This window comes from Nonomuraea angiospora (assembly GCF_014873145.1).
Classification (GTDB): domain Bacteria; phylum Actinomycetota; class Actinomycetes; order Streptosporangiales; family Streptosporangiaceae; genus Nonomuraea; species Nonomuraea angiospora.
In genome coordinates this window covers 5,343,354-5,355,831 of sequence record NZ_JADBEK010000001.1, presented here as the reverse complement: position 1 = coordinate 5,355,831, position 12,478 = coordinate 5,343,354, and the positions used below count along the sequence as shown (strand labels likewise).

Below are 12,478 nucleotides of genomic sequence, written 5' to 3'. Positions count from 1 at the left end.
GGCAGGTCAGCGCAGCCCGTAAAACTCTCAGCGACGAGGTGAGCCAGATCCCGTTCGTCCGCACCCCGAGGGCCGGCGCTAGCGGAGTTCTACACGTCAACGATGATGGTCGGCCGGATGTGGCTGGTGTCCACGCCGTCGAGCGGGTCGTGCGGGGCTCGGGGATCAGGCGGGCGAGGTAGCCGGTGACGTCGGCGTTCGGCGAGGTGGTCGATACGGCGGGTCCAGGCGTGCCGGTCCAGTACCTCGCCCCGGCCGGGGTAGCGGACGTCGTCTTGGACGCGCTGTTCCACCTCGTGGTCGATCTGCCGTTCGAAGTCGACGCGATTCCGCTCCTCCTGGCGCAGCTCGCCCAGGTAGGGGTCGCCGCGGTAGGCGGCATCGTCGCTCGCCCACCCCTCATCGCCGTCCTGGCCGTCGTGGCCGTCAGTGGGGTCGCGCCGATCGCGCTCGGTGGCCAGGGCGTCCTCGAAAGCGCCGTCCATCCGCTGCAGTAGGTCCCACAACCGCAGGTAGGCGCGCACCACAGCACTTCATCGGCGTCCAGCACAGCATCGGCCGCCCGGTGCAGCCGTTCGTAGGCGCGCCGGGTCTGCTCAGCCTCAGTGGCCGACTGCGCGACGCTGCCCTGCAGCTGGCCGCGCGTACGAGCCGCCTCGGTGGGCACCACCGCGGCGATCCGAAGGGTTCAGATCGGCTTCAGGACGCGGACACGATCGGCCATCGCGCGCCGGGAAACATCCGCGTTGAAGGCGATGGAGTCGAATCCGTGCGGGACTCCGGGGTGGAGGTGGAACTCGACCGGGACGCCGGCGCGGCTGAGCGTGATGGCGTAGGCGCTGGCTTCGTCGCGGAAGGCGTCGATCTGCCCGATTTCGATGTAGGCCGGCGGCAGGTCGGTCGCGTTCTCGAGGCGGGCCGGGGCGGCGGTGGCCTCCAAGTTGCGCCGACCTGCCGCCCGATGATCGTGTCCTGGAGTCCTCACGGACGAACGCGGATGACCGTCTTCCCCTTGCGTCGCTCGGTCGGGTTGAGGGCGGCGACGGCATCGTCGAGGGTCGCGACGTTGCCGATGTTCGTCCGCAGTCGTCCGTCCCGGACCCGCTGGACGATCTCACTCAGTTGGGCGCGATCGGGCTCGACAACGAAGTCGATCGCCAGGCCGTCGGCGGGCCGCGCCTCGGGCGGCCCGACGACGGACACCAGTGTGCCTCCGGCCCGAATCAGGCCTGCGGACCGCCGCCCGATGTCGCCGCCGATGACATCGAAAACCAGATCGACGTCGCCGACGTCTTCCAGCGCGTCGTTCTCAAGATCGACGAACTCCTGCCCGCCGAAGTCGAGCGCTTTTTGACGGTCGGCGGCGCGTCCGGTGCCGATGACGTAGGCGCCGGCCTCTCGTGCGAGTTGCGTCACCGTCGACCCGACTGCGCCGGCCGCGCCGTGCACGAGGACGCTCTGCCCTGCCTGAAGACGGCCGTGCTCGAACAGTCCCTGCCACGCGGTCAGTCCCGAGATCGGCAGGCTCGCGCCCACCGTGAAGTCGACGTCGCCGGGCAGCGGTGCGAGGTTGCGTGCCTCGACGGCCACATACTCCGCCAGGGTGCCGTCGCGGGTCCAGTCCGTGAGGCCGAACACCCGCTGTCCCACCGACAGCCCCGTCGTGCCATAGCCGAGGGCGGTGACCACTCCGGCCAGCTCGTGTCCAGGGATCGACGGTGTTCGGTCACGGCCGAGGCGATCGGTCCAGGTCGAGGGCCACGCCATCTCAGTCGGGACGAATCCCGACGCATGAACCTGAACGACGACGTCGTTCAGCGCCGCCTGCGGCTCGGGCCGTTCCGCCAGTGTCATCCCGGCCGTTCCTGCGGCCTGGTCCGTCACCACAATCGCCTTCATCCGGAATCTTCCTGTCTCCACTACACGTGTCCGCGTATGACGTCATCTCCCGAGCGAGGTCGTACCCGGACACAAGTGGACCTCCACCGACAGACGGCGCCTGTGACGGCCCGGCACCCGCCGGCCAGCTCCAGGGCGAGCTGGCCCGGCCTGGGCTATGAGATCGCGGCCTCCACGGTGTGGGAGATCCCGCAAACCGCCGGTGTCGATCCGGCGCCTCGCCGGGCCGGGCCGACTTGGCGGCAGTACCCCGCTTAGCCGGCCTCCTCGATCAGAGAGCCGGGGACGCGGAAATCGGCTTGGTCACGAGTGCGGCCGATGTTCGTGCTCACGTCGTCCGCGGTAGCGACGGGCTCCTCGGTGGTGACAGCCCTGCCGGACATGGGCGGCGTTTCGCCGGGATGGCCGAGTCCGAGCGCGCGTACATCCGCGAGAAGTCGCTGGAAGGCCAGGCTCGGCGCAGGCGGTCACGGTGTGCGGAATCCCCGGAAGGTCACGTGCTTGCGGGTTTCGAAGCCGAGCCGCTCGTAGAGGGCGATCGCGTCGGTGTTGGCCTCGACCACGTGCAGGAAGGGACGTTCGTCGCGAGCGGAGATACGCGCGACGAGCGCAGTGATCAGGCGGGCGGCATGGCCTCGCCCGCGTGCCTCGGGAGCGGTGCAGACGGCGCTGATCTCGGTCCATCCCGGTGGTCGGAGTCGTTCGCCGGCCATCGCCACCAGCGTGCCGTTGTCGTGGATGCCGAGATAGGCGCCGAGCTCGTGGGTGCGCGGCCAGAACGGTCCCGGCTGGGCCCGCGCGACGAGGTCGAGCATCTCGGGCACGCTGTCCGCGCCCAGCTCGACCACACCGGTGACGCTCTCGCCATGTGAGCGATCGAGCCGGCTGCCGCCGGGCCAGATCATCTGGCGGCCTTCGAGGACGAAGACCGGTTGCCAGTCCGACGGCGGTGTGGCGGCGCAGCTGAACATGTCGGCGAACTCGCCTCGCCCCAGCAGCTGGGCGAGGTCGGCCCACTCCTGCGGGCCCGGGTCGGCGGTTACCGCGGAGAAGGTCGCCACTTCCGGCAGGTAGGTGGTAGCCCGTCCAAGCCGGCGGGCGAGGTGTGCGTGGTGACCGCGCAGTGATTCACCCACCGGGTCGTCGAGTGCAGCGGCCTGGCCGTCGCGGTTCACCATCGTGCTGTGCCTCTCGTGTCGTGTCATGCATGGGGGAGTCGTGCGAGGTCAGCATGCCGCATGGTCATCGCCGCGTTCGCCCGGGCCGCTGTCTCATGCGCCTGATCCAGCGTCGCTACGCTTGCTTCGATCAAGTGGAGGAAGGGCGGCCATGGCCGAAACCTGTACATTCTGCGGCATCGTTGCTGGGGAGATCCCCGCGGAGATCGTCTACTCCGACGAGCACGTGGTCGCCTTCCTTGACATCTCGCAGGCGACTCGAGGTCACACCCTGGTCGTCCCCCGCGAGCACTGTCGCGACCTGACCGACATCGACCCGGACCGCGCGGGCCTGCTGATGCGGGGTGCTGTGCACACCGCAGCCCTCCTGCGGCGTGCGCTGGAACCGGGCGGAATGAACATCTGGCACGCCACCGGCCCTATGGCCTGGCAGACCGTGTTCCACTTCCACCTTCACCTGCTTCCCCGCTACACCCCCGAGGATCTCACGCAGGCATGGACACATCGGGAACTGCCGTTGTCGTCGCTGTCGCCACTGGCCGATCACATCAGAACCGCCGCGGCGTCCTGAAACGACGTCATTCCGGGCGTCGTCCGCGTGGTTTGCCCACGTTGTCGTTGAGGTCGGTCAGGTCGCGGCGTGCTGTCAGAGGTCGTTGCCGGCGTAGGACAGGTTGAAGCTCTTGTTCACCAGGGGAAAGTCGGGGACGATCGCGCTGTTGAGCGCCACTGGAAGAGCGGGCCAGTTGAAGAAGGACGGATCGACGATCTTCACGCGGGCGAGGGTGTCGTCAGGGGCGAGCTCGATGCGATGGGCGATCGTGCCGCGCCATCCCTCGACGAGGCCCACGCCTGAGGAAGATCCCTCGCCCGCGGACGCGTCCGCCGCGATGGGCCCGTCGACCAGGTGCGTGATCAGCGCGATGGACGCGGCGATCTCCTCGGCCCGGATCTGGAAGCGGGCCAGCACGTCCCCGGTGGTGCGGCGGGCGGGGGTGAAATCGCCGAGGCCGGTGAACGGATGGTCGCGGCGGGCATCGAGATCGAGGCCGCTGGCGCGGGCCACGTAGCCGAGCGTGCCGAGGTCGCGGGCGGCGTCACAGGACAGGACGGCGGTGCCTGCGAAGCGGTCGGCGACGACAGTGTGCCGCAGGGCGAGTTCGATGATCTCGGCCATGTCGGCGCCGATGGCGTGCAGCCGCCCGGGATCGGGCAGGGTCTTCAGATCGGCGCCGCCGAGGCGGACGCCGCCACGCAGCAGCCGGTGCCCAGTGACCTCGGCGTTGAGGCGCAGGAGCTGTTCACGGATGCGCCCCGCGTGTGCGTGCAGGATGGCGAAGGCCACGTCGTTGCAGAGCGCGCCCAGGTCGGTGACGTGGTTGTAGAGGCGTTCCAGCTCCAGCAGCACGGCCCGGTCCCGCTGCGCCCGCGCGGTCACGGGGGTCTGGGTGGCTTCCTCCACGGCCAGGCAGTAGGCCAGGGCGTGACCGACGCAGGTGTCGCCGCTGACGCGTTCGGCCAACTCCAGCCCGTCGGCGGGCCGGCGGCCTTCGAAGAGCTTCTCGATGCCCTTGTGCACGAACCAGAGCCGGGCCTTGAGCTTGATGATGGTCTCGCCGACCACGGAGAAGCGGAAATGCCCCGGTTCGATGAGTCCGGCGTGGACAGGCCCGACGGGGATCTCATAGACGCCCTGGCCCTCCACGGTGACGAACGGGTAGGGGCCCTCGGGGTCGCCGAAGGAGGGCGGCGGCCCGGCGTCGGCGCGCATCGGGTACCAGCCGCGTGGCCAGTGGTGGTGGCGCACGAGCCGCCTGAGGAGTGGGTGGCCGAGTGGGGTGATCCCGTACAGGTCGTGGATCTCCCGCTCGAACCGGCCTGCGGGGAAGGACTGCTGGGCGAGGCTGGGCACCTCCGGCTGATCGCCCTGAAGACGGAGGCGCAGCTCGGTACGGCGATCCTGGCTGCCGGCGACGAACAGGTACACCAGAGCGAACCCGGCCGTCTCCTGGCGCGCGGAGACCAGCGCCAGCCGGTGGCCGGCGGTGAGCAGCCGGGTGGCGTGCTCGAGTAGCTCGCCGGGGCTGATGTCGGCGACAGTGCGGATGCTCATGGCGTTGCTCCGGCGATGGCGGCGGCGGCCTGCAGCAAGGGTTGCAGCGGCCCGAGGGTGATGCCCAGGACGGCGCAGGCGGCCAGGCCCGCGACCAGAGGGGCGGCCACGGTGCGCGGCAGCACGCTCAGGCTGCCGGCCTCGCCTGGCTCTCCGCCCAGCAGCATCCGCCGGGTGTGGCGCCCGATGGCGGCGACGATGAGGAGCATCAGTACCAGCGCTGCCGTTACAGCCCAGCCCAGCCCGGCGTCGAAGCCAGCCCGCGCGATGCCCAGTTCGCTGGCGAACAGGCTGAACGGAGGCAGGCCGAGCAAGGCCAGCAACCCGAGCGCGAACACTCCGGCGAGCAGGGGCGCCCTGGCCAAAAGACCGCCGGTGGCGTGGATCCGGCTGCTGCCGAGTGCCTGGTGTAGCTGCCCGGCGGACAGGAACAACACCGACTTGCCGAGCCCGTGCCCGAGAATGTGCAGCAGGACCGCGACCAGGGCGAGGCTGTTGCCGATGGCCGCGCCGAGAGCGAGCAGGCCCATGTGCTCGATGCTGGAATAGGCCAGGAGCCGCTTGTAGTCTCGCTGGCCGATCAGCAGCAGCGCGGCCACCGTCAGGGAGGCCAGTGCCACGATGAGGAGCAGTGCCCGGGTGAAGCCGGCGCCGAGCGCCGCGTCGGCGATGACCTTGACGCGCAGGATGGCGTAGAACGCCACCGACAGCAGTGCCCCTGACATCAGCGCCGACACCGGGGCCGGGGCCTGGCTGTGCGCGTCGGGCAGCCAGGCGTGCATCGGCGCCAGCCCGGCTTTGGCACCGAACCCGAGCACGAGCAGCATGACCGCGACACGCATCACCCCGGGATCCAGCCGGCCGGCGTGCTCGGCCAGCACCGCCCAGTCGAGGGAGGCCACGCCGGCGTGGGTGCCGGCGTAGTAGGCGATGACGATGCCGAGCAGCGCGAGCGCGATGCCGACCGAGCAGATGACCACGTATTTCCACGCGGCCTCGGTGGCCTGGCGGGTGCGCCGGTGTCCGACCAGGAGGGCGGTCAGGATGGTGGTGGCCTCGATGGCGACCAGCAGCAGGCCCAGGCTGGAGGCCAGGACGGCCAGCGCCATCGTGGCGATGAAAGCCTGGGTCAGCACCCCGTAGCGGCGCATCGCGCGCGGGCCGGTGTGCCCGGCGGCGAGCTCGGTCACCAGGTAGGCGGGGCTGGCGGCCATCGCCAGCAGCGCGACCGCGCCGATCACGAGCAGCATGAAGGCGCTGAGCGCGTCACTGACCAGCAGCCCGCCCAGAGCGTCGTGCCTGCCTGCCGTGCTCAAGGCGATGGCGCAGGCCAGCAGCCCGGCCGCGGACAGCGTGCCCAGCCAGGCGGTGATCCGGTTCCAACCGAGCACGGCGTACAGGCACGCGGCGGCCACCGGCACCGCGACTGGAGCGATCACCAGCAGGCTGTCCATCAGTCGTGCAACTCCCGTAGCTCGTCGAGGTCGGTGCCGCCGAACGCGGCGCACATCCAGGTGGTCAGCACCTGCAGCACCAGGACGGCCAGCAGGACGTCCAGGGAGATCCCGAGTTCGACCACGAGCGGAACGCCGCTGGTGGTCAGGAAGGCGGTGGCGGTGATGGCGTTGTCCATCAGCAGGAACCCGACCAGCTGCGACAGCGCCCGCCGCCGGGTCACCAGGACGAAGAACCCGATCAGCAGCACGGTCAGCGCGATCGGCACGGTCTGTGTGGCCGGGGTGGGCGACAGCCGTACCAGCGGCTGGGACAGCGCGTAGGCCAGCATCGCCAGCGCCGCCGCCACCAGCAGCGAGGTCGCCACGTTGACCAGCGGCTGCGTCTCGCGGCCCGCACCGCCGGCCACCAGCGCGCGGCGCATCAGGTACGGCAGCAGCCCGGCCCGCAACGCGCCCACACCGACACCGATCATGATCAGTTCGGGACTGTCCTGCCGGACGCCCAGGATCACGACCAGCGCGGTCAGAGCCACCCCTTGCAGGGCGAACAACCACACGATCGCCGACAACTCGCGCCGCCACAGCACCAGCACGCCCGTCAGCAGGAACGCCCCGCAGGCCAGATCCAGAAGCTGGATGTACATCGCGTCAGTCATATGTCACGCCAGGAAGAAGGAAGCGGCCACGGCCAGCAGCGCCAACAGGAACGAACCGGCCAGCAGCTCAGGAACGCGGAACAATCGCAACTTGGCCATGAACACCTCACCGACCGCCAAGACCACTCCCAGCACCCCCACCTTCAGCACGAGCGCGATCGACGCCACCGCCAGCGCGAGCGGCCCCGCGTCCGCGCCTGCGATCCCCAGCGGGAAGAACAGGCCGGCCAGCAGACCCAGCAGCACCGACAACCGCATGGCTGAGGCCCACTCGACCAGCGCCAGGTCCGGACCGGCGTACTCCAGCACCATCGCCTCATGGATCATCGTCAGTTCCAGATGCGTGGACGGGTTGTCCAGCGGGATCCGCCCGGTCTCGGCGATCGTGACGATCGCCAGGGCGATCGCGGCCAGTACGCTCACCGGAGAGATCACCGACAGCGGGTTGTCCGCTGTCGCGGTGACGATCGCGCCCAGACTGGTGGAGCCGGCCTTGATCGACAGCGCGAAGGTCGACACCAGTATCGTCGGCTCCACCAGCGCCAGCACGGTCATCTCCCGGCTGGCGCCCATCCCGCCGAACGCCGTGCCGGTGTCCAGCGCGCCGAGTGCCAGCGCCACCGACCCCAAGGCGAGCAGCGCGGTCACCGCGAACAGGTCGGCGACACCGTCCAGCGGCGAGTCCGTGGTCACCAGCGGCACCACCGCGGCGACCACCAGCGTGGTGCCGGCCAACAGCAGTGGCGCGGCGCGGAACACCCAGCCGGTGCCGTGCGGCGTGATCGCCTGTTTGCGCATCAGCTTGCGCAGATCTCGCCAGGGCTGCCGGATGCCGGCCCCAGCGCGTCCCTCAAGCCGGGCGCGGGCCTGCCGCATCACCCCCACCAGCAGCGGGGCGCCGACCCCGACGAAGACCACCTGCAACGTCGCCCCGACCACGCTCATCACCACAGCACCACCAGGACGATCAGCGCTCCGGTCAGCGCCCAGAACCCGTAGCCGAGATAGCGGTGCACGCTGCCGGTCGCGAGCTTGCGGGCACCGAGCCCGAGCACAGTCACGGCGGCGATCAGCGGATCGTAGAGCCGGTGCTCGATCCGGTCCGGCACCCGCGCCTGAAAGCGCACGCGTTCCACCAAGTAGGCCGACTCCTTCACCGGGGTGACGGCCACATCGCTTTCGGGGGCCAGCACGTTGTCGAAGACCCGCTGCAACGGCTCGGCGAACGACGTCGCGGTGTACTCCATCCGGGCCGACATCGGCCCGGCGCCGCAGTCCCACAGCCGGGCGGCTCGCCGGGCCCGCCGCGCCGCCATCACCCGTACCAGACCCAGTACCGCGACGACAGCTGCCATGAGGGCGAGGGCGATCAGCAGCGGCGAGATCACCCCCGAGACGCCCGCCAGCCTCAGCGCCAGCTCCCCGCTCACCACCTCCCGTCCCGGGAACACCACGCCGACAGCCCCGCCGAGCGCGGGTACGACCAGCGTGGGCGTCAGCGCCAGGGCCGCGCAGCCCGATGCGGCGAGCGCCGTCGCACCGAGCATGGCCAGTGGGCTCTCGCTCGCCCGCTCGGCCTGCGCGCTGCGGGGCCGGGCCAGAAAGCCCACGCCGAACGCCTTGACGAAGGTGGCCACCGCCAGCCCTGCCGACAGCGCGATCACCCCTACGGCCAGCGGCATCGTCACCACACCCACCACCCCGGCACCGGGTACGGCGTGGATCAGGCTCTGCAACAGCAGCCACTCGCTGACGAAAGCGTTGCCGGGCGGCAGCGCCGAGGCACACAACGCCCCGACGGCGAACACGACAGTGGTGTACGGCATCCGAGTGCGCAGCCCGCCCAGCGCGTCCAGGTCGCGGGTGCCCGTGGCGTGCAGCACCGAGCCCGCCGACAGGAACAACACCGTCTTGAACGCGGCATGGTTGACCACATGCAGCAGCGCCGCGGCCAGCGCCAATGCCGCCACCACGGACAGGTGTGACGCGGCGAAGAATCCCGCCGCGCCCACCCCGACCAGCACCAGGCCCAGGTTCTCCGTCGAGGAGTAGGCCAGCAGCCGCTTCAGATCCGAGGTCACGATCGCCTGCAAGATTCCGAACAGCGCCGACGCCGCGCCCGCCGCCAGCACCAGCAGCCACCACCAGGCCGGGCCGACGTGCAGCAGATCCAGCCCGACCCGGACGACGCCGTAGGCACCCATGTTCACCATCGCCGCGCTCATCAGCGCCGACACGTGACTCGGCGCTTCCGGGTACGCGCGCGGCAGCCACACATGCAGCGGAACGATGCCGGCCTTGGAGGCGAACCCGGCGAACGTCGCCAGGAACGCCACCGTCTTGGCGGCCGGTGGCAGCGTGGCGGCGCGCAACTGCTCGAAGCTCTCCCCACCGGCCCCGGCGGCGAACGTGACCAACCCGGCCAGGATCGTCACCAGGCCGAGGTGGGTCATGACCGCGTACCACAACCCGGCCCGCCCCACCGCCGCCCGCCGCCGGTGCTCGGCCAGCAGCAGCACCAGCGATGAGGTGGCCATCAGCTCCCAGGCCAGCAGGAACGTGCTCACGCTGGCCGCGGCCGGCACCACCAGCATGGCCGCCACGAACAGCGGCAGCACGGCCTGGAACACTCGCCCGTCCAGGCCGTGAGCGCAGTAGCCGATCCCGTAGATCGCCGCGCACACCGTCACCACCCCGGTGATCGCGACGAACACCCCGCCCAGCGGGTCGAGGGCCAGCCGCACCCCGGCCAGCGGCAGCAGCTCCGGCAGCCAGGCCGACCAGAGCTGACCGGCGCCGGCAACCACAACGGCCGCCACACCCGCCGCCGCTCCTGCGGCCCCCGCGGCCGCCGTGCACCAGCCCGCCAGATGCAGCCGCGCCCGCGGCGGCGCCACCAAGGCGGCCAGAGCGGCCACCGCGCAGCAGGACAGCGCCACCGTGAACAGTGTGCCGACCACGTTCATCGCCCGGTCAGCCCCCGCAACGCCGCCACGATCGCCTCAGGCTCCGGCGGGCACCCCGGCACCTCCACATCCACCGGCACCACGTCGCTCACCGCCCCGGCCACCCCATAGGCCCCGGCGAACGCTCCGCAGTCGCGTGCGCAGTCACCCAGCGCGATCACCAGCCGCGGCTCAGCAACCGCGTCATGGGTGCGGCGCAGCGCCACCTCCATGTTGCGGGTCACCGGCCCGGTCACGAGGAGGGCGTCCGCGTGCCGCGGCGAAGCCACCAGCCGTGCGCCGTATCGCTCGGCGTCGTAGACCGGGCCGAACGCCGAGGCGATCTCCACCTCACACCCGTTGCACGAACCCGCGTCCACATGCCTGATCTGCACCGATCCGGCCAGCTCCGCCGCCTTCGCCGACGGCTCACCGCCGTCGCGCCGTGGCGCGGGTTCGGCCACCCGGCCCGTTTTCGCGATCTTCCGCCACAACCTCATCGTTGTCTCTCCACCGCTCACCGGCCAATACCAGACGATTAGCAGAAGATCTCGCGGGCTGGGGCCGATTCGGTGACTGTCGCCACTCGTTCTGTAGCTCACTGTGATCGGTGACCGCCTGGCGCAGCAGCTGCCAGGCCGCGCTGTCGGTGGGGTTCCGGTCCTGTTTCACTGCACCGGGTCACCGTTCATCCGTCGCTCTTGTGGTGGGGTTGTGATCAGGCAGCTCTTGGTGCCGCATGCTGATGTCGAGAATGCGAACGCTGTTGTCCGGTTGGTAGTGAGAGAGTGATGTTCGTAGCACGTCCGGCGGGCAAGGGACGCGCCGACCATGTCGATGAACGCGGTAGGGGTGATGAGACCAATTAGGGTGCCCGCCGTGCTCGGTGCGTGCTCGCTCGCCCCGTCACACGCCGTCAGGACCTGGCGCCGCCTGACACGCAAAAGGTGCTGGGGCGGCACGAAACATCGAACTACGCAACCGCAAGGAGCGTCAACTGGTACTGATGGTCCCTGTGGGCGCCGGCGTTGCGGCCAGTTCGCTGGACAGCGGCTTCGAGCGCCAGGATGTGGTCGAGCTGCTGCGTACAGCGAGTGCCACGATGGTTGACGAACTGCCAGACAACGATATTCGGGTCGGAGTGGACAAGGTCGCCAGCGTGCTCGGCAGGAACCGGCCGAAGGCCAGAGCGGTGTCCTCGGTGTCCGACCGGCTCAACAATGTCCGGCTGAAGGATGGTCCGGTACGCGTTGACCTTGCCACGTTCCTGTCCGGCTCGTACCGAGATCTGTCCAATCCCGCTGAGTGGACCGCAGAGCTGGCCGCCGTGCCCGGCCTCGACTTCAGTCAATGGCCGCTGACCGAACCGGAAACCGTTGCGGTGGATCAGGTTCGGGTCGACCCGTTCCTCCGGGAGAAGGACGCGGTGGTGAAAAGCTCGCGGCTCAAGCAAGACAACCCTGGCGACCTGCCCTATACCGAGGCAGGCGAAGAGTCCCCTGCCGTGGTGCGAGTGACGTGGAAGACCGTCCCGGCCAAGAGCGACGCGATCTACCGGTGGCTGGTCGAGGTGCTCCCACCGGAGGACCTGAGCGACGGCGACGACACCGGGCCGAAGGCCAAGGTGACCGCTGCCGGTTCCCGGCGTACTGCCACCGTCGAGATCAAGCTCAACGAGTCCGACCTCGAACATGGCTCACTGTTCGTGGTGCGCGTGACCGGGCTGGACACAGCAGGCCAGCCGGTGTTGCTGCAGGGAAGGGAGGGTGAGCTCGCTCAGGACGAGAGCGCTACGCCTCGGTGGCCGGCTCAGGTCCCAGCGTACGGTGAACTGTTGTTCAAGGACGGCAGCACAGCCACCGCGTTTCGCGCCAACGGACGCATGGGTGTGGTGCTACAGGCCGAGGACACGGAGCCCGTCGAAGACCCGTTGCCGACAGCACTGTCAAAACAACGCAAAGAGATCCACGCACTACTCGGCGCGCATCAAGCCCGTTGGCTCGTGGAGTCGCTCGACTGGACCGAGGAGCTCCGGGACAAGGTCCGGTCCTACTGCCAGAGCTACAAGAACGCGCTCGACCGCGCGGCGACCGACGCGAACCACCCAGACGACCGGCCCAAGCTCACATCGGCGGCAACCCGGCCCGCCTGATCTCGCTGCGCCGAGTACGGTGCGCGCCCTGCTCGTGTGGCTGGTCACCAACGTCACCCGAGCGCTCGCCGCCGCGGT

12 protein-coding genes are annotated in these 12,478 nt (G+C 70.0%); 2 read left to right on the top strand and 10 right to left on the bottom strand.

The features are described 5' to 3' along the window. Positions 1 to 89: 89 nt before the first annotated feature. The 4 genes from H4W80_RS24180 to H4W80_RS24165 all read right to left on the bottom strand — a co-directional run bounded on the left by H4W80_RS24180 (position 90) and on the right by H4W80_RS24165 (position 3,077). Positions 90 to 524 carry a hypothetical protein gene (locus H4W80_RS24180; RefSeq protein ID WP_192787186.1) on the bottom strand — a complete coding sequence of 145 codons (435 nt, stop codon included), beginning with the start codon at positions 522 to 524 and terminating at the stop codon, positions 90 to 92. A 164-nt stretch (positions 525 to 688) separates the two neighbouring features. Beyond that, complete coding sequence (locus H4W80_RS24175) at positions 689 to 940, bottom strand: alpha/beta hydrolase fold domain-containing protein (protein ID WP_225963630.1); 252 nt, start codon at positions 938 to 940, stop codon at positions 689 to 691. 41 nt (positions 941 to 981) lie between these two features. After that, positions 982 to 1,899, bottom strand: coding sequence for an NADP-dependent oxidoreductase (locus H4W80_RS24170; protein WP_192787184.1), 918 nt, complete (start codon positions 1,897 to 1,899; stop codon positions 982 to 984). A gap of 467 nt (positions 1,900 to 2,366) precedes the next feature. Further along, complete coding sequence (locus tag H4W80_RS24165; protein WP_192787183.1) at positions 2,367 to 3,077, bottom strand: GNAT family N-acetyltransferase; 711 nt, start codon at positions 3,075 to 3,077, stop codon at positions 2,367 to 2,369. 151 nt (positions 3,078 to 3,228) lie between these two features. On the opposite strand from H4W80_RS24165, the gene H4W80_RS24160 reads away from it, so the two are divergent. Further along, a complete protein-coding gene (locus H4W80_RS24160) occupies positions 3,229 to 3,648 on the top strand; it encodes an HIT family protein (RefSeq protein ID WP_192787182.1) in 420 nt (139 codons plus the stop codon). Positions 3,649 to 3,723: 75 nt separating this feature from the next. Here the strand turns inward: H4W80_RS24160 and H4W80_RS24155 are convergent, their stop codons facing one another. From H4W80_RS24155 to H4W80_RS24130, 6 genes are read right to left on the bottom strand one after another with little or no spacing between them, the layout of a single operon-like run. Next, positions 3,724 to 5,190 carry a hydrogenase large subunit gene (locus H4W80_RS24155; protein WP_192787181.1) on the bottom strand — a complete coding sequence of 489 codons (1,467 nt, stop codon included), beginning with the start codon at positions 5,188 to 5,190 and terminating at the stop codon, positions 3,724 to 3,726. Beyond that, positions 5,187 to 6,644, bottom strand: a complete 1,458-nt coding sequence (locus H4W80_RS24150) for a proton-conducting transporter transmembrane domain-containing protein (protein ID WP_192787180.1) — start codon at positions 6,642 to 6,644, stop codon at positions 5,187 to 5,189. The genes H4W80_RS24155 and H4W80_RS24150 overlap by 4 nt, the downstream gene beginning before the upstream one ends. Continuing rightward, positions 6,644 to 7,291 (bottom strand): hypothetical protein, encoded by a 648-nt coding sequence (locus H4W80_RS24145; RefSeq protein WP_225963629.1) that lies wholly within the window; start codon positions 7,289 to 7,291, stop codon positions 6,644 to 6,646. Before H4W80_RS24145 ends, H4W80_RS24150 begins: the two co-directional genes overlap by 1 nt. 15 nt (positions 7,292 to 7,306) lie before the next feature. After that, positions 7,307 to 8,248 carry a respiratory chain complex I subunit 1 family protein gene (locus H4W80_RS24140; RefSeq protein ID WP_192787178.1) on the bottom strand — a complete coding sequence of 314 codons (942 nt, stop codon included), beginning with the start codon at positions 8,246 to 8,248 and terminating at the stop codon, positions 7,307 to 7,309. Continuing rightward, positions 8,248 to 10,269, bottom strand: coding sequence for a proton-conducting transporter transmembrane domain-containing protein (locus tag H4W80_RS24135; protein ID WP_192787177.1), 2,022 nt, complete (start codon positions 10,267 to 10,269; stop codon positions 8,248 to 8,250). Before H4W80_RS24135 ends, H4W80_RS24140 begins: the two co-directional genes overlap by 1 nt. Then, positions 10,266 to 10,748 carry an NADH-quinone oxidoreductase subunit B family protein gene (locus H4W80_RS24130; RefSeq protein WP_192787176.1) on the bottom strand — a complete coding sequence of 161 codons (483 nt, stop codon included), beginning with the start codon at positions 10,746 to 10,748 and terminating at the stop codon, positions 10,266 to 10,268. Before H4W80_RS24130 ends, H4W80_RS24135 begins: the two co-directional genes overlap by 4 nt. 506 nt (positions 10,749 to 11,254) lie before the next feature. Here H4W80_RS24130 and H4W80_RS24125 point away from each other — a divergent pair. Next, on the top strand, positions 11,255 to 12,400 hold the full coding sequence (locus H4W80_RS24125) for a hypothetical protein (RefSeq protein ID WP_192787175.1): 1,146 nt from the start codon (positions 11,255 to 11,257) through the stop codon (positions 12,398 to 12,400). Positions 12,401 to 12,478: the final 78 nt, after the last annotated feature.